An 18,977-nucleotide genomic window follows, 5' to 3' on the forward strand; every position below is an offset into this window, starting at 1 on the left:
CGATGACGGAGCGGCCCGGTGCGGCCCGGTAGATCCTCTCTCAGGCAGAAGAGCCGCCGCACGCCCGGCGCAGCGGCTCTCCTTCAATCGACTCCTTGCCGGACCGTAAATGTTTCCCGTGAAACATTCACCGTTCACAGGAGCTTGTCGGGGGTGATCGGCAGGTGGCGCACCCGCTTGCCGGTCGCGTGGAACACCGCGTTGGTGATCGCCGCCGCGACGCCGACGATGCCGATCTCGCCGAGCCCCTTCACGCCCAACGGGTTCGCCTTGTCCTCCTCGTCCACGAAGATGACGTCGATGTCGTAGATGTCGGCATTCACCGGCACATGGTACTCCCCGAGATTGTGGTTCATGAACCGGCCGATGCGGTGGTCGAGCATCGACTCCTCCTCCAGCGCCGAGCCGATCCCCATCACCACGCCGCCGAGGATCTGGCTGCGCGCGGTCTTCGGGTTCAGCACCTTGCCGGCCGCGATCGCCGAGACGACCCGGGTGACCCGAACCTGCCCCAGTTCCTCGTCGACCTTCACCTCCACGAAGATCGCCGAGTGGGTGTAGGCCTCGTATTTCTGATTGAAGTCCTTGTCGGGCCCGGCCTCCTCGACGGCCTCGACCTTGTCGACGCCCGCGGCCTGCAGCACCTCAATCAGCGAGACGCTGCGGCTCGGATCGCCCGCCACCGAGATGCGCCCATCCGAGAACACCGCCCGGTCGAAATCGACGTTGGCGAGCGGCGAGTTCTCTAGGCCGCGGGCGAGCTTGAACACCTGCGCGCCGACGTTGCGGCACGCCTTCATCACGGCGGTGCCCGAGGAGGCCGCGGTCCAGGATCCGCCCGCGACCGGGGCTTCCGGCAGACGGGTGTCGCCGAGCTTGGTGGTGACCGCATCCATCGGCAGGCCGAGGGTGTCGGCGGCGATCTGGGTGAGGATCGTGTAGGTGCCGGTGCCGATATCGCCGGTTGAATTGCCCACCGTCAGCCGGCCGTCGGGCGTCAGTGTCGCGATGGCGTTCGACTGCATCATCATCGATTCCCAGATGCCGGTGGCCACGCCCCAGCCGACCAGCTCCCGCCCCTCGCGCGTGGCGCGCGGCTCGGGGTTGCGCTTGGCCCAGCCGAAGCGCTCGGCGCCGAGTTCGAAGCAGCGGCGCAGCTCCTTCGAGCCGAACGGCTTGCCCTTCGCGGTGGCGTCGGATTCGGCGTAGTTCTTCAGCCGCAGGGCGATCGGATCGAGCCCGGTCGCGTAGGCGAGTTCGTCCATCGCGGTCTCGATGGCGAAGACGCCGGTGACCGCGCCGGGGGCGCGCATGTCGCCGGGGGTCGGCGTGTCGAGCTTCACCAGCCGGTAGCCCAGGGCGACGTTGTCGCACCGGTAGAGGACGCCCGACCAGTTGACGACGACCTCCTGGTAATCCTCGTATTGCGAGGTGCCCTGGACGGCGTCGTGCCGGAGCGCCGTCAGCGTGCCGTCCGGCTCGGCGCCCAGCGCGATCGTCTGCAGCGCCTCGGACCGGTAGGTGAAGCTCCACAGCTGGTCGCGAGTCAGGGTCACGCGGACCGAACGCTTCAGCTCCTGAGCGGCCAGCATCGCCAGGAACAGCTGGTATTGCGGGCGCAGGCCCGAGCCAAAGCCGCCGCCCAGATATGGGTTGAGCACCCGCACGTGATCGGGCTTCAGGCCGAACACGTTGGTCAAGTACTGGTGGCTGTTCGAGACGCCCTGAATCTTGTCGTAGACCGTGTAGGTGCCGTCCTGTTCCACCACCACCGTGGAGGCGTGCGGCTCCATCGGGTTGTGGTGCTCGTCGGCGAGGCTGTAGGCGCCCTGGACGCGGATCGGCGCGCTGCCGAAGGCCTGGTCGGCGTCGCCCCAGGGCTCCGGCGGCGGCTTGATGCCCGTGCGCTTGTAGGGCGGCTCGTAGGCGGTGCCACGCAGGGCCCCCAGATCGGTCCCGGGCTCCTGGGTCTCGTAGCTCACCCGCACCAGGGAGGCGGCGTAGCGCGCGGTCTCGAAATCCTCGGCCACCACCAGGGCGACCGGCTGGCCGCTGAACACGATCAGGTCGTCGTAGAGGGCGCGGAACGGCGAGCCAGGGGGCGCCACCTGATCCTGGAAGTTCTTGTCCCGCCACGCGGTGCGCGGCCGATTCTCGTGCGTGATGACCTTGAGGACGCCCGGCACGGCCTCGGCCGCGGCGGAATCGATGGCCGTGATCCGGCCCTTGGCGATCGCACTCGATACGACGACGCCGTAGGCGAGGTCGGGCGCCGCGAACTCGCCCGCGTATTTGGCGAGCCCGGTCACCTTGGCGGGGCCGTCGATCCGGCTGCGCGGGCTGCCGACGAAGGTGTCGTGGCCGGTGGAGCTGAAGGTCTGGGTCATGGCGGGACCTACTGGATGCGCTTGTCGCTGAGCGACTGAGGCGTGCCGGCGGCGGCCTGTTCGAGGCCGCGCACGATGGCCCGCCGGGCGAGATCGATCTTGAAGCCGTTGGTCGCCTGGGGCTTCGCCTCGGCGACGATCAGGTCGGCCGCCGCCTGGAAGCTCTCGCGGTTCGCGGGCTTGCCCTCCAGCAGGGCCTCGGCGTCCCGGTTGCGCCAGGGCTTGTGGGCGACGCCGCCGAGCGCCAGCCGCGCGGTCTTCACCGTGTCGCCGTCGAACTCCAGGGCCGCCGCCACCGAAACCAGCGCGAAGGCGTAGGACAGCCGGTCGCGCAGCTTCAGATAGGTGAAGTGCTGCGGGAAGCGGCTCTCCGGCAGGTCGACCGAGACGATGATCTCGCCGGGGGCGAGGTTGGTGTCCTTTTCCGGCGTGTCGCCCGGCAGGCGGTGGAACTCCGAGAACGGAATCGACCGGTCGCCCTGCGGCCCGCTCACCTGCACGGTCGCCTCCAGGGCGGCGAGCGCAATGCACATGTCGGAGGGGTGGGTCGCGATGCAGTGCTCGCTTGTCCCGAAGATCGCGTGGATGCGGGTCATCCCGCCGATCGCCGAGCAGCCGGAGCCGGGCTCGCGCTTGTTGCAGGGCGTGGCCACGTCGTAGAAATAGTAGCAGCGGGTCCGCTGGAGCAGGTTGCCGCCGGTCGAGGCGGCGTTGCGCAGCTGGGCCGAGGCGCCGGCCAGGATGGCGTTGCGCAGCAGCGGATAACGCGCCGTGACCCTTTCGTCGTAGGCCACCTTGGCGTTGGTCGCGAGCGCCCCGATCCGGAGGCCGCCCGCATGGTCTTCGATCTGGTCGAGGGGCAGGCGGGTGATGTCGATCAGCCGGCCGGGCTTCTCGACCTCGTACTTCATCAGGTCGATCAGGTTGGTGCCGCCGGCGATGAAGCGCGCACCCGCCCCGAAAGCCTGCACCGCCTCCGCCACCGTGCCGGCGCGGACGTAATCGAAGCGGTTCATCGGGCGCCTCCCTGCATGACGTCCTCGATGGCGTCGACGATGTTGGTGTAGGCGCCGCAGCGGCAGATGTTGCCGCTCATCGCCTCGCGGATCTCGTCGCGGGTGTGGGCGTGGCCCTCGTTCATCAGCCCGACCGACGAGCAGAGCTGGCCCGGCGTGCAGTAGCCGCACTGGAAGGCGTCGTGCTCGATGAACGCCTCCTGGATCGGGTGGAGGGCGTTGCTGCCCGCCCGGTCGCCGAGGCTGGCCAGGCCCTCGACCGTGGTGATCTCGGCGCCGTCCTTCATCACGGCGAGGGTCAGGCAGGAATTCACCCGGGTGCCGTTCACCAGCACCGTGCAGGCGCCGCACTGGCCGTGGTCGCAGCCCTTCTTGGTGCCGGTCAGGTCGAGGCGCTCGCGCAGCAGGTCGAGCAGCGTGGTCCAGGGGGCGACCTGGAGCTCGCGCCGCTGCCCGTTGATCGTGAGCGTGATGCCGATGGGCGTGTCCGCCGACACGGGCGGCTGTGTCTCGAGGCGCATGGTGTCGTCCACGGTCTGAGCCGGCCGGGGCCGGGCGAGGAGCAGAGGGAGCGGCGACGGGGGCGGCGCGCGTGCCGGCCGGCCATTCCGTCGATAACCATTCCAATCTGTCCCTGTTCCGCTTGGCGCGCATCGCAGGCCTCCGGCGGACCGGGCGTCGAAGATCGGACATTGCCGCGCCGGCTGTGCCTCGGGTAACGCTCGTCCCCGCAGAATCCACGCCGCACCCCGGAGCCCCCGATGGCCGCGCTCGACGCGATCCTCAACGACATCGACACGGATCTGGAGAACGCCCTGGAGCGGCTGTTCGCCTTCCTGCGGATCCCGTCGATCTCCACCGATCCTGCCTATGCCGGGCATTGCCGCGAGGCCGCCGCCTGGCTCGCCCAGGACCTGACCGCGCTGGGCTTCGACACCTCCGTGGAGGAGACCTCGCTTCACCCGGTGGTCCTGGCCCACAAGCCGAAGCCCGGCGCACCGCACGTCCTGTTCTACGGCCATTACGACGTGCAGCCGGTCGATCCCCTCGACCTGTGGAAGACGCCGCCCTTCGAGCCGCACATCGCCAACGACGGCCAGGGCGGCAAGAAGATCGTCGGGCGCGGCGCCTCCGACGACAAGGGTCAGGTGATGACCTTCGTCGAAGCCTGCCGGGCCTACATCGCCATGCACGGCGAGCTGCCCTGCGGCGTCACGATCCTGATCGAGGGCGCCGAGGAGAGCGGATCACAAGGCCTGCCCGAATGGGTCGCGGCCAATCGCGAAAGGCTCGGCTGCGACGTGGTGCTCGTCTGCGACACCGGCATGTGGGACCGGAAGACCCCGGCCATCACGTCGTCGCTGCGCGGGCTCGCCTATTTCGAGGTGAAGGTCACCTGCGCCGACCGCGACCTGCATTCCGGCTTCTTCGGGGGCGCGGCGCGCAACCCGATCCACGTTCTGTCGAAGATCATCGCCGACCTGCACGACGCCGACGGGCGGGTCACGATCCCGGGCTTCTACGAGGGCGTCCATGAGCGCCCGCCGGAGGTGCTGGAGCAGTGGCGCGGCCTCGGCCTGACCCCGGAGACGCTGCTCGGCCCGATCGGCCTCAAGGAGCCCGCGGGCGAGCGCGGCCGGATGCCGATCGAGCTGGTGCAGTCGCGCCCGTCCTGCGACGCCAACGGTATCATCGGCGGCTATACCGGCGAGGGCACCAAGACGGTGATCGCCTCCACCGCCTCCGCCAAGGTCTCGTTCCGCCTCGTGGACGACCAGGATCCGAAGCGGCTCGCCGAGAGCTTCGAGGCCTTCGTGCGCGCGCGGGTGCCTTCGGACTGCCAGGTCGAAGTCATCACCTACAAGGGCTCGCGGGCGATCAGCCTGCCCTTCGACATGCCGCAGCTTGAGGCCGCCAAGGCGGCGCTGCAGGACGAGTGGGGCGTGCCGGCCGTCACCGTCGGCGCCGGCGGCTCGATCCCGATCGTCGGCGACTTCAAGCGGATCCTCGGGCGCGACACCCTGCTGATCGGCTTCGGCCTCGACGATGACCGCATCCACTCGCCCAACGAGAAGTACGACCTGACGAGCTTCCACAAGGGCACGCGCTCCTGGGCGCGGATCCTCGCGGCCCTAGGCCAAGGCTGATCGCGGCGGAGGGCTGATCTCAGCGGGCGGGAGCCGCCCGCATCTTCCCGTCGATCCAGGCCCAGAGGGCCCGGACCTCCTCGGCGGCCGGGCTGCCAGGGGCGAATTCCGTGACGCCGAGCCCGGTCGCCAGGGCGTCCTGGTGGTCGACCCGGTGGATGATCCCGGGCTCGGCCAGCACGCCCAGCGCCCGCAGCTGCGCCGCGTAGGCGCCGGTGCGCGGCGAGGGCGGCGGCGGGCACTGGTTCAGCACCAGGGCCAGCCGCTCCCGCAGGCCGAGGCCGACGAGCGCCTGGAGCGTCGGCCGGGCGGCCACGATGTCGAGCCGGGAGGGACGGACCGGCATCAGCACGAAGTCGGCATCCTTCAGGGCGGGCGCGAGCCCGGCGGAGCTGCCGGCGGTGTCGAGCACCGCGAGCGTCGTGCCCTGCTCGGCGAGGATGCCCAGGATCTCCGGGAGCTGGCCCATTTCCCAGGGCTGGACCCGGTCGACCGCGACGGAATCGTCCCGCCTCAGGGCGCCCCAGCCGGCCAGCGAGCCCTGGGGATCGAGGTCGAGGGCGGTGACGTGCTCGCCGGCCTCCGCGGCGGCAATGGCCAAGGACGCCGCCAGCGTGGTCTTGCCGGTGCCGCCCTTCTGAACCGCCACGGCGAGAATCCGCAGCGGTCGGCCCGCTTGCTCCGGCACGCTATCCGGCTCCCGTTCGGATCCTTCTGGATCCATGCGCGTCCCACCTCTCCGATGCCATGCTCGGATCGCCGGGAACGGCGCCGGGCCGGGACTTCCTTGTCCGGAGCCCGATGGTGCGCAATCCCCATACTGGCGATCGTAGCCCAGGTATCATGACGATGAGATCATGCACACCCGAACCCAGTGCCTAATCCTTTCGGACTCGATCCCGCTCAGCAGAGCGGCGACTTGCGGCACCCGAAATAGGGCGGATGACCGGACGAGCATTTTGCGTCTGCAATAACTCAAGTTCTACTCAGGCTTGATACACCCTTCGGACTGCTAGAGTAAATCTGTTTTTATTATCAGCGCGCATTTGTCTAATAAAGGTCATTTCAATTTTTCGAACACTGCCGTGCCGATCGTGTCCTGACACATCGTGGGTCGGGCCGATGCGCCCGCTTGCGCAACGAGGATCTTTACGCACCGCCGGCCGAGGCCGCCTCTCCTCGTGGCCTTCGACCGGATTGACACTTCCGATGCGGCGCGCGCCCTCCCCTTCTCTGCGGGGTGGGAGAGACGCGGCCCAGGCCGCCCCCTGTTCCGGCATAGAACCGTGAATCCGGCAGTCCGCACGCGGGGCTCGCGCGGCCCGGGGCCGAGACGGGCCGCGGTCCGAGCGGGACCGTGCGGCAGCCTTGCGCTACCGCACATGCGAATCGGCGCGGTTCCGGCCAAGAAGGCCGCCATGAGCGACCTCTCGCACGATCCCGATTTTTTCGCCGTGCTCACCGGCAGCTACGCCCGGCGGCTCGGTGAAGCCCTCGTGCCGGACGGGGCGGACGCGGCGTGGCTCTACGGGCAGGCGCCCTTCGTGGTCCTCGCCCACGATGGCGGCGCGGATCCGCGCTTCGTCTACGCCAACCGGGCCGCCCAGGCCTGCTTCGGCTACACGCGGGCGGAACTCGTCGGCCTGCCGTCACGGCTCTCGGCGGAGGCGCCCGAGCGCGCCGAGCGGCAACGGCTCCTCGACGCGGTCACCCGGGACGGCTTCAGCCGCGGCTATCGCGGCCTGCGCATCGCCAAGGACGGACGGCGGTTCTGGATTGAGCGGGCGGTGGTCTGGCAGCTCGACCGCGACGGCGTCATCGTCGGCCAGGCCGCGACGTTCTCGGAGTGGCGCGACGCCTGACGGCGGGCAGAAGCCGGCGTGATCCGGCCGCACGCCACCACCGTTGCCGCCAAGGCGGCTTGCTTCCCAAGATCGCCGCGCCTGCGATAGGACGGGGCTGCGCGCAGCGGAATGCTGGGCGGACCGCCACAGCACCGCGAGGATGCCATGCCAGGCCGGGACGAAGCGACTTGGCGCGTCGGCGTCCTGTTTTCCCGCAGCGGCGTCAGCGGCATCACCGAGACCGAGCATTTCCTCGGCACCGCCCTGGCGATCGAGGAGATCAACACGGCGGGCGGCGTGCTCGGGCGCCCGATCGCGCCGATCTGCTACGATCCGGCCGGCGACAACGACGCCTACCGCGCCTACGCCCGCCGGATGCTCGCCGAGGATGGGGCCGAGGTGGTGTTCGGCTGCTCGCTCTCGGCCAGCCGCAAGTCGGTGCTGTCGACCGTGGAGCGGCACAACGGGCTGCTCTGGTACCCGTCGATCTACGAGGGCTTCGAGTACTCGGAGAACATCGTCTACACCGGCGCGACCCTCAACCAGAACGTCTTCGCCCTCGCCGACTACCTCCTCCAAGAGCACGGCCCACGGATCTTCCTGATCGGATCGGACTACATCTACCCGCGCGAGTCGAACCGGGTGATGCGCGACCTCATCGAGGCCAAGGGCGGCGCCATCGTCGGCGAGCTCTACGCGCCCCTCGACGCGGACGCCGCCGCCCACGCCGCGATGATCACCGAGATCCGCCACGCCGCGCCGGACGCGGTGTTCTCGACCGTGGTCGGGCGCGGCGCCGAGCGCCTCTACCGCGCCTATGCCGGATCCGGAATCGACCGGACCCGCTGCCCGATCGCCAGCCTGACCCTGGCGGAGGGGCAGATCCGCGCGATCGGCCCCGAACTCTGCAGCGGCCACGTCCTCGCGGCCTCCTACTTCTCGGCGCTCGCGGGCGACGCCAACCGGCGCTTCGTGGATGCCTTCCAGGCCCGGTTCGGGGCCGAGCGGCCGACCAGCATGTGGTCGGAGACGGCCTACGCGCAGGTCCACCTCTTCGCCCGGGCGCTCACGGAGGCCGGAACCCTCGACGCCGAGCGCCTCGGCGCGGCGGCCCTGCGGCAGCGGATCGCCGCGCCCGAGGGCGAGCTCGCCTTCGACGGCGAGACGCGGCACATCTGGCTCACCCCCGGCATCGGGGTCGCCCGCAGCGACGGGCAGTTCGACGTCGTCTGGCGGGCGCGCCGGCCGGTGCGGCCCGATCCCTACCTCGCGTGGTCCCGCTTCGAGACGAACTGGCTGGACGAGGGGATGGCCGCGTGACCGCGCCCGCCCGCAAGATCCTGGACGACCTGCGGCGGGCCCGCGCCCTCGTCATCCACCCCCGGGACGAGGAGGGCGCCGCGCTCCTCGAGCAGCTGCGCCGCCTCGGCTGCGCGGTCTCGCTCGCCTGGCCGCCGCCCGCCGCGCTGCCGCCCGACATCGACACGCTGTTCATCCAGCTCGACGACGCGCAGGTGATGCACCTCCTGCCGTCGATCGAGGAGATCGAACCCGCCGTCATCGCCATCGTCGCCTACGAGAGCCCGACCTCCCTGAAGGCGATCGCCGACGTCAACGCCCACGGCGTGCTCAACAAGCCGCTCCATCCGCGCGGCGTGCTCACCCAGTTCGCACTGGCCCGCTACCGGCGCGGCTACGAGGGCCGGCTGATCAGCAAGATCAACCGTCTGGAGGAGACCATGAAGGGCCGCCGCACCGTCGAGAAGGCGGTCCGGCTGCTCGTGGACCTGAACCGGATCGACGAGGACGCCGCCTACAAGATGCTCCGGGACCGGGCCACCGCCTCCCGCGTGCCGATGGCGAGCGTCGCCGAGAGCGTGGTGGCGGCGCACGAGGCGATGAGCGGTCTCGGCCTGCGCATCGCGTTGGCGGAAAAGACCTGATCGCAGCAGCCTGCCGCATTTATGGTCTTGCGGTCCTTCTTGCGACGCGTATCGTAGTCTTATCGGGCAAGGTTGCCCCGCAGCAGGATTGCTGCACTACATCTCGGCTTTGAAGCCTCTGGTTCGCGGATGATTGTTTCCGCGCCCAGGGGCTTTTTGCGTTTTGGAGCTCTCATGATCCAAGCGAACGATCCTGCGCGCCCGCCCATCCGGGTGTCCTGCATCCAGTTCGAGCCGATCTTCGGCGCCATCGACGACAACATGGCGCGCGCGTCGGATCTCGTCCGCGCGGCCGCCGCCGCGGGCAGCCGGCTGATCGTGCTGCCCGAACTCGCCAGCACCGGCTACGTGTTCGAATCCGCCGCGGAGGCTGCCGCGCTGGCCGAGCCGGTGCCGGACGGCCCGACCACCAGGGCCTGGGGGGCGCTCGCCGCGGAACTCGGCGTCCACATCGTGGCGGGGATCGCCGAATCCGCGGGCGACACCCTCTACAACGCCGCCGTGATCGTCGGGCCGGAGGGCTACATCGGCACCTACCGCAAGGCCCATCTCTGGGACCAGGAGAACGTGTTCTTCGCCAGGGGCGACCTCGGCTTCCCGGTCTTCGACACCGCCCTCGGCAAGGTCGGCGTGGCGATCTGCTACGACGGCTGGTTCCCCGAGACCTTCCGCCAGCTGGCGCTCGGCGGCGCCGAGATCGTCTGCATCCCGACCAACTGGGTGCCGATGCCGGATCAGCCCGAGGGCGAGGCCGCCATGGCCAACACCCTGCATCGGGCCGCCGCCCACACGAACGGCCTCTTCATCGCCTGCGCCGACCGGGTCGGAATCGAGCGCGGCCAGCCCTTCGAGGGCCAGAGCCTGATCATCGGACCGAAGGGCTGGCCGCTCGCCGGCCCGGCGAGCCGCGACCGGACCGAGACCCTCTCGGCGCTGGTCGATCTCGACGCGGCCGGCCGCAAGGATCTGAACGCGTTCAATTCCCTCCTGCGCGACCGCCGCACCGACATCTACGGCTGATCCCGCCTCGCCCCGTCGTTATCCAAGGAGTCCGCTCATGGTGAAATGGTCCCTCGTCGGCGCCGCGACGCTCGCCCTCGCCGCCTCGGCCGCGCAGGCCGCAGACGGCAAGCCGATCGTCATCGGCATCCCGATCGGCCTGTCGGGCGCCAACAGCGTCGTCGCGCCGTCGGTGGTGCAGTCGGCCGAACTCGCCGTGGAGGAGATCAACGCCCAGGGCGGCGTGCTCGGCCGCAAGCTCGCCCTGGAGGTGGCCGACGACGCCTCCGGCGCGGCCGGCGCCCAGAAGGCCTTCGACAGCCTGATCTACCAGAAGAAGGTCGACGTCCTGATCTCGATGGAGACGAGCGCGGCCCGCAACGCCGGCCTGCCCGCCGTCACCAAGGGCAAGGTGCCGTACATCTACACCTCGTTCTACGAGGGCCATTCCTGCAACAAGAACATGTTCGTGGACGCCTGGGTGCCGGAGCAGCAGGTTCCGCCGGTGGTCGACGCCTTCAAGGCGAAGGGCGCCAAGACCTACTTCCTGATCGGCAGCGACTACGCCTTCGGCCGCGGCATGCTGGGCTTCGCCAAGGGCTACGTCGAGAAGACCGGCGGCAAGGTTTTGGGCGAGGAATACCTGCCGATGGACGGCAGCGACTGGACGGCGATCATCTCCAAGCTGAAGGAGGCCAAGCCCGACGCGCTGATCACCTCGACCGCCGGCGGCGCGCCGAACGTGACGCTGACCAAGCAGCTGCGCGGCGCGGGCGTGACGCTGCCCTTCGCCAACCTCGCCCTGGACGAGGGCACCGCCAAGAGCATGGGTGCCGATGCCGAGGGCGTCTACCTCTCGGCCTCCTACGTCACCGGGATCGACAGCTCGGAGAACAAGACCTTCCTGGCGGCGATGAAGAAGAAGTTCGGCGCGGAGCTGCGCACCCCGAACGACCTCTCGGTGCCGGAATACGAGGCGATCTACCTGTACAAGGCCGCGGTCGAGAAGGCGGGCGGCACCGAGACCGCCAAGGTGCTGGAGGCGCTGCCGACGGTGAGCGTCACCGGGCCGCGGGGCACGATCCGCATGAGCAAGCAGCACCACGCGCCGCTGACCATGTATCTCGGCCAGATCCAGGCGGACGGGTCGGTGAAGGTCGCCGGGACCTTCAAGGACGTCGATCCCGGCGAGCAATGCCCGAAGCTGCAATAAGGGGAGGCGCGCGGCCTCCGGCTCCAGGTTCCGCTGTGAGGAGCGTCATTCCGGGGCTCGCCGCAGGCGAGAGCCCGGAATCCAGAACCACGGCCGTAACCGGAGTGCCGCAGGTCGATCCGACCACCTGGGCGGCCCTGGATTGCTCGCCTTCGGCGTGCCCCTCCGGGTCCGGGCTCGCCTGCGGCGACCCGGAATGACCGGGCTGTCGCAGGAGCCGGCCGCGCAATCCTGAAGGCCTCTCGCGTCCCGCCCTCGTCCCGATCGGAGCCCCGATGCTGCTCACCCTCGACATCCTGACCACCGCGGCGATCCTGTTCGTGGTCTCGATCGGCCTGCTGGCGATCTTCGGCGTGCTCAAGATCATCAACTTCGCCCACGGGGCGTGGCTGACGGTCGGCGCCTATTGCGCGGTGGTCACCGCCAAGCTCGGGCTCAATCCCTGGGCAGCGCTGCCGCTGGCCTTCGTGGTCGGCGCCCTGCTCGGCGGGCTGGCCGAGCACTTCATCATCCGCCCGCTCTACCGCAGGCCGCTCGACGCGATCCTAGCCACCTGGGGGCTCGGCATCGTGGTCGGGCAGCTCATCACCCTGGGCTTCGGCCGCGACGTCCAGCTCACCCCGAACCTGCTCTCGGGCACCGTCGAGCTTCTCGGCGTCGATTACTCCGCCTACCGGCTCGTGGCTTTGGGCATCGCGCTGGTCATCGGCGCGCTGTTCGCGCTGACCATCGAGCGAACCCGGCTCGGGCTCTCGGCCCGGGCGGTGATCATGAACGAGACCCTGGCGCGCAGCCTCGGCATCGACACGGGCCGCGTGCGCCTCGTGGTGTTCATGATCGGCGCCGGCCTGGCGGCGCTGGCGGGCGTCCTGCTGACGCCTCTCACCAGCGTCGACCCGAACATGGGCGTCTCCTGGCTGATCGGCGCCTTCATGCTGGTGATGGTCGCCGACGCCTCGTACCTGGCGCTCGCGGCGGCCTGCCTGGTCTTCGGGGCCGTGCAGGTCCTGATCAGCACCTTCGTGAGCCCGATCCTGGGCAGCATCGCCATCGCGGTGCTGGCCGCCCTCGTGCTGCGGATCAGCCCGAAAGGTTTCTCCCGTGCTTGAGACCGTCCCCGTCGCCGCGCGCGTCGCCGCGCCTCCCCGCGGGCGGCCGCGCCTCGCGCGGGCCGCGCCCTTCGTGGTCGCGGCGCTGGCGGCGCTCGCCCTCTGGATCGCGCCGCTCTTCCTCGACACCTTCGCGGTCAACGTCCTGACCCGGTCGGTGATCTACGCGGTGCTGGCGGTCACGGTCGATCTGCTCTGGGGCTTCGCCGGGATCCTGACCTTCGGGCAGGCGGCGTTCTTCGGCATCGGCGCCTACGCCACCGCGATGATCCTCACCGCCTATGGGGCGACGCCGCTCGGGATCGCCGCGGCGGTCGCGGCCGCGCTCGTCGCGCCGGCCCTGCTCGGTCTCGCGGTCGGGTGGCTGTCGTTCTACCACCGCTCGACGCCGCTCTACGCCTCGGTGATCTCGCTCGTCGTCCCGATCGTGGTGGTGCAGCTCATCTACTCGGGCGGCGAATGGACCGGCTCCAGCAGCGGCCTCGTCGGCTTCGACGTGCTGCCGTTCGAGATCGAGGGCTTTTTCCGTCTCGCGGCCCTGTTCCTGATCGGCGTCACGCTGGCGGCCTGGATCCTGGTGCGCTCGGATCGGGGCCGCGCCCTCGTGGCCGTGCGCGACAACGAGGCACGCTGCGCCTATCTCGGCCTCAACCCCCGGCGCCTGCAGATCCTGCTGACCGCTGCGCTCGCCGCCGTCGCGGGGCTCGCGGGCTTCCTGTTCGCCAACGCGTCGGGGGTCGTCGCCCCAGAGAATGCCGGCTTCCTGTTCGGGACCGAGCTGGTGATCTGGGTGGCGCTCGGCGGCCGCGGCACGCTGCTCGGCCCGGTGCTGGGCACGATCGCCATCGACTACCTCGCGGCGAACCTCTCGGGCGACCTGCCGTTCCTGTGGCAGCTCCTGCTGGGCACGGCCTTCGTGGTCATCATCATCCTGCTGCCCGGCGGATTGGCCGACCTGGTCGGCCGCCTGTGGCGGGCGCTGCCGTTCGGCCGTTCGGGCCGCGTCGCCCCCGCCCTGGTGGCGCGGCAGGCCGGAATCGCGGCCGCCGCGGACGGCCCGATCCTCAAGGTCGCGGGACTTGCCAAGGCCTATGGCAGCCTGACGGTGCTGGAGGCCATCGACCTGGAGATCCGGGCGGGCGAGCTCGTCAGCCTTGTCGGCCCTAACGGCGCCGGCAAGACCACGCTGATGCGCTGTCTCAGCGACGGCACCGAGCCGTTCACGGGATCGATCGCGATCGGTGGAACCCCGATCAAGGGGCTGACGCCGAACCGCGTCGTCGGGCTCGGCGTCGGGCGCAAGTTCCAGGTCGCCAGCGTGTTCGAGAGCCTGTCGGTGGCCGATTGCCTGCGGCTCGCCCGGGCGCCGCATGACGGCCTGAGCCCGGTTGGGCAGGCCGCGACGCTGGGCCTGCCCAAGGCCGCCCTCGACGTGCTGCGGATGACCGGCCTCGATCAGCTGCTGACGCAGCCGACGCGCCTCCTGTCCCACGGTCAGAAGCAGGCGCTGGAGCTCGCCATGGTGGTGGCGCTCGAGCCGCGGCTGATCCTGCTGGACGAGCCCACCGCCGGCCTGACCAAGAGCGAGCGCACCACCATCGGGACCGTGCTCCGGGCGCTCACGGCCGAGAGCGGGATCGCCGCCGTGCTGGTCGAGCACGACCTCGACTTCGTGCGCGAGATCTCCTCGCGCATCGTCGTGCTGCACCAGGGGCGGCTCGTCCTCGACGGCACGGTCGAGGACGTCGTCGGCTCGGAGCTGGTCCGGACCATCTATTCGGGAGGCGCCCATGGCTGAGGCAGCACGGCGGAGCGAGCCGACCGGAGCCGCGCTCGCCCTCGAGCGGGTGTCGAGCGGCTATGGAGCCATCGCGATCCTGAAGGACGTGTCCCTGTCGGTGCAGCCGGGCGAGATCGTCGCCCTGCTCGGCAAGAACGGCATGGGCAAGACCACCCTGCTCAAGACCATCCTGGGGATGGTGGCCCTGCGGGGCGGCGCGGTCACGATCGGGGGCCAGGCGCTCGCCGGCCTGTCGCCCGCCCGCCTCGTGGCGCTCGGCGTCGGCTACGCGCCGCAGGAGCAGCCCCTGTTCCAGGACCTGTCGATCCGCGACAACCTGCGCCTCGCGGTACCGTCGGACCGGCTCCTGCCGGAGGCCCTGGAGCGGCTGTTCGGCCATTTCCCGTTCCTGAAGGACCGCCTCGCCCAGCGCGCCGGCACGCTCTCGGGCGGCGAGCAGAAGATGCTGATCCTCGGGCGCGCCCTGATGCTGCGCCCGCGCCTCCTCCTGATCGACGAGATCTCCGAGGGCGTGCAGCCCTCGATGGTCGAGCGCCTGCGCGCCGTCCTCCAGGCCGAGCGGGATGCGGGCGTGTCCATGCTGGTGGTGGAGCAGCACGTCGCCTTCGCGCTGGGGCTGGCCGACCGCTACGCGGTGCTCAAGCTCGGCGAGATCGTCGACAGCGGCGACGCCAAGGCGCCGGACGCGCCGGCCCGCGTCATCGACCATCTGGCGGTGTGAGAGATGGCTGAACTCAACACCTTCTCGATCGCCGCCCGCTGTTCCCGGACCGGGCAGCTCGGCGTGGCGGTGGCGAGCGCGGTCCCGGCCGTGGGCAGCCTCTGCCCGTACATCAGGGCCGGGATCGGCGCCGTCACCACCCAATCCTGGGTCAATCCCTATCTCGCGGCCCGCATCCTCGACGGGCTCGCCGACGGGCAGGCGCCCGACGCGGCGCTGGCGGCTTCCCTCGCCACCGACGACCGGCCGGACCTGCGCCAGCTCGGCCTCGTCGATGCGCGCGGAACCGGCGCGGCCTGGACCGGTGCCGGATGCACGCAGGCGGCCGGCCACCGCACCGGGCCGGGCTACGCCGTGCAGGGCAACATGCTGGCCGCGCCCGGCGTGATCGACGCCATGGAACTGGCCTTCACGAACAGCGCCGGATGCGACCTCGACGAGCGGCTCATGCGGACCCTGGAGGCCGGCGACGCGGCGGGCGGCGACCGGCGCGGCAAGCAATCGGCGGCGCTCCGGATCGTCGCCGGAGAAGACTATCCGCTCCTCGACCTGCGCGTCGACGAGCACGCGGCGCCGGTGGCGGAGCTGCGCCGCGTGCTCGGCGTCGCCCGCCGGCAACTGGTGCCGTTCGTGGCCGGCATGCCGCGCAAGGACGGCCCGGCCGGCGCGCTGCCGGACGACGTGGTCGCGATGCTGCTCGAACCGCCCGGGCAGCGGCCTGGGGCGGCCCAAGCGGGCGCCCCCGATCCGATCCGGGATATCATCGGCCTGCGCCAGGAGCCTGCGCGGATCGCGCACCTCCTGGCGCAGTTCGCGCCGGTGCTCGCCGAGATCGAGACGCTGCGCAGCCTCGATCTGGCGCAGATCCATCCGCCGATCATCTTCGACCCGAGCCTGCCCTATCGCGCGGTGCCCCATGACCGACCCGCCCATGACTGACGCCCTCTGGCAATGCCCGATCACGGACCTCGCGCCCCGGATCGCGGCGCGGCAGCTGTCGAGCGCCGAGCTGGTGGAATCCTGCCTGGACCGGATCGAACGCCTGGACGGCGACCTGAACAGCTTCGTTTGCCTGTCGCCGACCGCCCGCGATGCGGCGCGCGCGGCCGATGCCGAGATCGCCCGGACGGGCCCGCGCGGCCCGCTGCACGGGATCCCGGTCGCTATCAAGGACAACTACACCACGGCCGACCTGCCGACCCGGGCGGGCACCGCGGTGGAGGCCCTGACCTTCCCGATGCAGGACAGCCACTGCGTGGCGAAGTTGCGCGCGGCCGGGGCGGTGATCCTCGGCAAGCTCAGCATGCATGAATTCGCCTGGGGCACCGTCACGCCGCAGGCGCGCAACCCGTGGGATCTCGCACGGGTGCCCGGCGGCTCGAGCGGCGGCTCCGGGGCCGCGGTGGCCGCCCGCCTCTGCCCCGCCGCCCTCGGCTCGGATACGGGCGGCTCGATCCGCATCCCGGCCGCCCTGTGCGGTGTGGTCGGCCTCAAGCCGACCTACGGACGGATCGGGCGGTCGGGGATCGTGCCGCATTCCTGGTCCCTCGACCATGCCGGGCCGCTGACCCGGACGGTGGCCGACGCCGCCCTGATGCTGCAGGTCCTGGCCGGCCCGGATGCCGGCGATCCCGCGGCCTCCGCGGCACCGGTGCCGGACTACACGGCCGGCCTCGACCAGCCGGTCCGGGGCCTGCGGATCGCGGTGATCCGCAACCACTTCTTCGACGCCGTCGACGTGGAAGTGGGCGCCGCCGTCGAGGACGCGATCGGCTTCTTCGCCGGCCAGGGCTGTGCCGTGGCGGAGGTCACGGTGCCGTCCCTGCGCTACGGGCTCGGTGCCATCTACGCCATCGAGCTGGCCTCCTCGACGGCCTACCACGACCGCACGCTCGCGCAGGGCCACGTCGCGGGCTTCGCCGACGACGTTCGGGATTTGGTGGAGATGGGCCGGTTCGTGACCGGCCCGGACTACCTGCGGGCCGAGCAGGTGCGGGCCCGGATCATGGCCGAGATGGCCGCTGTGCTCGCGGAGGCCGACGCGATCCTCACGCCCGCCACGCCCCTCACCGCCTGGAAGACCGACGCCGCCACCGTCACGCTCGCGGGGCGGGAAGAGAGCGTCCTGGCGGCGTCCTGGCGCCTGACCTACCCGTTCAACCTGACGGGGCTGCCCGCCCTCGCGCTGCCCTGCGGCTTCGACCGGGCCGGCCTGCCGATCAGCCTGCAGATCGCCGCCCGGCCCTTCGCCGAGCCCACGCTGCTTCGGATCGCCCACCGGTACGAGCGCGCCCACGACTGGTCCAGCCGGGTCCCGCCGTCGGCGAACGGGATTTAGCGGGTCCGTCCCGAGGGCCGGTGCCGGACCGCGTGACCGCGCAGCGCGCCGGCCTACCGATTTCGGCCCCGTCGTCCTTGCGAGCGGAGCGAAGCAATCCAGGCGGCGCCACGATCTCGGGGGTCGCGCCGCCCTGGGTCTGGTCGCTTCGCTCGTGATGACGGCGAGGAACGCATCCACCGAAGCGTTCGAACCGAAACCGTCTCAGGCCGCCTGGGCGACGGTGGCCGCCGGCCGCGGCTTGCGCACCAGGAAGCGGCGGAGCTTGAGCGCCGGCTTCTCGATGTAGTCCCACGAGATCGACGCGAAGGATGCGGTCAGGACCAGGACCACGGGGAAGATCACCGCGAAGCAGACCGCTTTGGGGACGTCGGCGAGGTGCGGAAGCAGGAGCGCGACGGTGGCCTGCGTGAGCGGGAAACCGTACAGGTAGATGCCGTAGGACAGGTCCTTCCGGACGATCCGGTCGAACCAGCGGAAGTTCTGCATGCCGATATAGACCATGCAGTACGTGAGAAGCATGCCGCTGACGACGCCGAGAACATCGGCCATCATCATGACGTAGTACAAGGTTCCGCAGACGAGGAAGATCCGAAAGCTCATCACGACGCGGCGCGCGTTCAGGAACAGGACGACGCCGAAGAAGAACATCAGCACGATGTACCACGTGGTGAAATGCGTGTTGTCGTGACGCACCGTGTAGGTCGCCGGATCGTAGAGGCCGAGGCCGAGGGCGATCGCCGCGATCCCGATGACCGCCGCGGTGAGCCGGATCGGCGTCGCGAGCACGCCGCTGATCATCAGCCCGAGCATGATCAGGTAGCACCAGAACTCCGGCGGCAGCGTCCAGAGATTGGTATTGACGATGGACGGCCACGGATTGTCCTGGAAGACCCCCGGTAGCACGAACGAGACGTGGCCGACGATGTTGCCGAAATAGCTCAGGAACTGCGGGTCGGAGAAGTATTGCCGCAGCGGCAGCGTGGTGAAGAACGGTCCCAGCACCAGCGCGCAGAGCGTCACTTCGACCGTGAGCGCGGGCAGGATCCGCAAGCCGCGATTGACCAGGAACGGGCCGACCTTGCCGGTGCGCAGCGCGCTCCCGGCGATCAGGAAGCCGCTCAGGGCGAAGAACATGCCCACGAGCGCGTACAGGAACGGCTGGAGAAACCCGCCGAGGAATTTCCCGTGGCCCATTGCCACGATCGCGGCGCCGGCCGCGGTCGCGCCGGTCTCGAGCGCCTCCTGTCCGGGCTTGGCCGCACCGATGACCGCGACGCGGCAATGGTGCGCGAGGATGAGCACCGAGAGCACGTGCCGCAGGAGGTGGAAGCCGGGACCGATCCCGCCATGCGCGTCCAGCTGCTGAGCCAGATCGGGTGCGCGCCGGCCGAGAGCCGGAACGGATCGCCGCACACGGTCCGTGATCAAGCCGAAAGGCGGCATGGACATCAGCTCT

Annotated in this window: 16 protein-coding genes; 11 read left to right on the forward strand and 5 right to left on the reverse strand. The window is 70.4% G+C overall.

The genetic code is table 11. The features are described 5' to 3' along the window. Nucleotides 1–134 precede the first annotated feature (134 nt). From AC3WSN_RS21005 to AC3WSN_RS21015, 3 genes are read right to left on the reverse strand one after another with little or no spacing between them, the layout of a single operon-like run. Complete coding sequence (locus tag AC3WSN_RS21005; RefSeq protein ID WP_492540523.1) at nt 135–2,387, reverse strand: xanthine dehydrogenase family protein molybdopterin-binding subunit; 2,253 nt, start codon at nt 2,385–2,387, stop codon at nt 135–137. Nucleotides 2,388–2,395: 8 nt separating this feature from the next. Further along, nucleotides 2,396–3,403, reverse strand: a complete 1,008-nt coding sequence (locus AC3WSN_RS21010; protein WP_492540525.1) for an FAD binding domain-containing protein — start codon at nt 3,401–3,403, stop codon at nt 2,396–2,398. Continuing rightward, nucleotides 3,400–3,924, reverse strand: a complete 525-nt coding sequence (locus tag AC3WSN_RS21015) for a (2Fe-2S)-binding protein (protein WP_192710758.1) — start codon at nt 3,922–3,924, stop codon at nt 3,400–3,402. The genes AC3WSN_RS21010 and AC3WSN_RS21015 overlap by 4 nt, the downstream gene beginning before the upstream one ends. 240 nt (nt 3,925–4,164) lie before the next feature. On the opposite strand from AC3WSN_RS21015, the gene AC3WSN_RS21020 reads away from it, so the two are divergent. Continuing rightward, nucleotides 4,165–5,550, forward strand: a complete 1,386-nt coding sequence (locus tag AC3WSN_RS21020) for a M20/M25/M40 family metallo-hydrolase (protein WP_492540528.1) — start codon at nt 4,165–4,167, stop codon at nt 5,548–5,550. Between the two features lie 19 nt (nt 5,551–5,569). Here AC3WSN_RS21020 and AC3WSN_RS21025 read toward each other — a convergent pair whose 3' ends face one another. Further along, nucleotides 5,570–6,274 (reverse strand): nucleotide-binding protein, encoded by a 705-nt coding sequence (locus tag AC3WSN_RS21025; RefSeq protein ID WP_492540530.1) that lies wholly within the window; start codon nt 6,272–6,274, stop codon nt 5,570–5,572. A gap of 694 nt (nt 6,275–6,968) precedes the next feature. Between AC3WSN_RS21025 and AC3WSN_RS21030 the strand changes: the two genes are divergently transcribed. The 10 genes from AC3WSN_RS21030 to AC3WSN_RS21075 all read left to right on the forward strand — a co-directional run bounded on the left by AC3WSN_RS21030 (nt 6,969) and on the right by AC3WSN_RS21075 (nt 17,518). Beyond that, nucleotides 6,969–7,412: an MEKHLA domain-containing protein gene (locus tag AC3WSN_RS21030; protein ID WP_492540532.1), complete on the forward strand. Its 444-nt coding sequence runs from the start codon at nt 6,969–6,971 to the stop codon at nt 7,410–7,412. Nucleotides 7,413–7,559: 147 nt separating this feature from the next. After that, complete coding sequence (locus AC3WSN_RS21035; RefSeq protein ID WP_492540534.1) at nt 7,560–8,714, forward strand: transporter substrate-binding domain-containing protein; 1,155 nt, start codon at nt 7,560–7,562, stop codon at nt 8,712–8,714. Then, entirely contained in the window at nt 8,711–9,337 is a 627-nt protein-coding gene (locus AC3WSN_RS21040; RefSeq protein ID WP_192710753.1) for an ANTAR domain-containing response regulator, read from the forward strand. The genes AC3WSN_RS21035 and AC3WSN_RS21040 overlap by 4 nt, the downstream gene beginning before the upstream one ends. 174 nt (nt 9,338–9,511) lie before the next feature. Further along, nucleotides 9,512–10,357, forward strand: coding sequence for a nitrilase family protein (locus tag AC3WSN_RS21045; RefSeq protein ID WP_492540536.1), 846 nt, complete (start codon nt 9,512–9,514; stop codon nt 10,355–10,357). Between the two features lie 37 nt (nt 10,358–10,394). Next, the gene (locus AC3WSN_RS21050) at nt 10,395–11,549 is read left to right on the forward strand and encodes a substrate-binding protein (RefSeq protein ID WP_492540538.1); all 1,155 of its coding nucleotides are present in this window, start codon (nt 10,395–10,397) and stop codon (nt 11,547–11,549) included. Nucleotides 11,550–11,824: 275 nt separating this feature from the next. Next, nucleotides 11,825–12,658 carry a branched-chain amino acid ABC transporter permease gene (locus tag AC3WSN_RS21055; protein ID WP_492540540.1) on the forward strand — a complete coding sequence of 278 codons (834 nt, stop codon included), beginning with the start codon at nt 11,825–11,827 and terminating at the stop codon, nt 12,656–12,658. Then, entirely contained in the window at nt 12,651–14,456 is a 1,806-nt protein-coding gene (locus tag AC3WSN_RS21060) for a branched-chain amino acid ABC transporter ATP-binding protein/permease (RefSeq protein WP_492540542.1), read from the forward strand. Before AC3WSN_RS21055 ends, AC3WSN_RS21060 begins: the two co-directional genes overlap by 8 nt. Then, on the forward strand, nt 14,449–15,180 hold the full coding sequence (locus AC3WSN_RS21065; protein ID WP_192710748.1) for an ABC transporter ATP-binding protein: 732 nt from the start codon (nt 14,449–14,451) through the stop codon (nt 15,178–15,180). Before AC3WSN_RS21060 ends, AC3WSN_RS21065 begins: the two co-directional genes overlap by 8 nt. A gap of 3 nt (nt 15,181–15,183) precedes the next feature. Continuing rightward, on the forward strand, nt 15,184–16,119 hold the full coding sequence (locus AC3WSN_RS21070; RefSeq protein ID WP_492540544.1) for a DUF1028 domain-containing protein: 936 nt from the start codon (nt 15,184–15,186) through the stop codon (nt 16,117–16,119). Beyond that, the gene (locus AC3WSN_RS21075) at nt 16,112–17,518 is read left to right on the forward strand and encodes an amidase (protein ID WP_492540546.1); all 1,407 of its coding nucleotides are present in this window, start codon (nt 16,112–16,114) and stop codon (nt 17,516–17,518) included. Before AC3WSN_RS21070 ends, AC3WSN_RS21075 begins: the two co-directional genes overlap by 8 nt. A 204-nt stretch (nt 17,519–17,722) precedes the next feature. Here the strand turns inward: AC3WSN_RS21075 and AC3WSN_RS21080 are convergent, their stop codons facing one another. Further along, nucleotides 17,723–18,970 (reverse strand): acyltransferase family protein, encoded by a 1,248-nt coding sequence (locus tag AC3WSN_RS21080; RefSeq protein ID WP_492540548.1) that lies wholly within the window; start codon nt 18,968–18,970, stop codon nt 17,723–17,725. Between the last annotated feature and the right edge of the window lie 7 nt (nt 18,971–18,977).

Source organism: Methylobacterium sp. FW102-HT35C08 (assembly GCF_058790235.1).

Bases quoted from the DNA above. Each gene is read 5' to 3' on its own strand.
- AC3WSN_RS21005 (WP_492540523.1), bottom strand. From the start codon at position 2,387: ATGACCCAGACCTTCAGCTCCACCGGCCACGACACCTTCGTCGGCAGC.
- AC3WSN_RS21010 (WP_492540525.1), bottom strand. From the start codon at position 3,403: ATGAACCGCTTCGATTACGTCCGCGCCGGCACGGTGGCGGAGGCGGTG.
- AC3WSN_RS21015 (WP_192710758.1), bottom strand. From the start codon at position 3,924: ATGCGCCTCGAGACACAGCCGCCCGTGTCGGCGGACACGCCCATCGGC.
- AC3WSN_RS21020 (WP_492540528.1), top strand. From the start codon at position 4,165: ATGGCCGCGCTCGACGCGATCCTCAACGACATCGACACGGATCTGGAG.
- AC3WSN_RS21025 (WP_492540530.1), bottom strand. From the start codon at position 6,274: ATGGATCCAGAAGGATCCGAACGGGAGCCGGATAGCGTGCCGGAGCAA.
- AC3WSN_RS21030 (WP_492540532.1), top strand. From the start codon at position 6,969: ATGAGCGACCTCTCGCACGATCCCGATTTTTTCGCCGTGCTCACCGGC.
- AC3WSN_RS21035 (WP_492540534.1), top strand. From the start codon at position 7,560: ATGCCAGGCCGGGACGAAGCGACTTGGCGCGTCGGCGTCCTGTTTTCC.
- AC3WSN_RS21045 (WP_492540536.1), top strand. From the start codon at position 9,512: ATGATCCAAGCGAACGATCCTGCGCGCCCGCCCATCCGGGTGTCCTGC.
- AC3WSN_RS21050 (WP_492540538.1), top strand. From the start codon at position 10,395: ATGGTGAAATGGTCCCTCGTCGGCGCCGCGACGCTCGCCCTCGCCGCC.
- AC3WSN_RS21055 (WP_492540540.1), top strand. From the start codon at position 11,825: ATGCTGCTCACCCTCGACATCCTGACCACCGCGGCGATCCTGTTCGTG.
- AC3WSN_RS21065 (WP_192710748.1), top strand. From the start codon at position 14,449: ATGGCTGAGGCAGCACGGCGGAGCGAGCCGACCGGAGCCGCGCTCGCC.
- AC3WSN_RS21070 (WP_492540544.1), top strand. From the start codon at position 15,184: ATGGCTGAACTCAACACCTTCTCGATCGCCGCCCGCTGTTCCCGGACC.
- AC3WSN_RS21075 (WP_492540546.1), top strand. From the start codon at position 16,112: ATGACTGACGCCCTCTGGCAATGCCCGATCACGGACCTCGCGCCCCGG.
- AC3WSN_RS21080 (WP_492540548.1), bottom strand. From the start codon at position 18,970: ATGTCCATGCCGCCTTTCGGCTTGATCACGGACCGTGTGCGGCGATCC.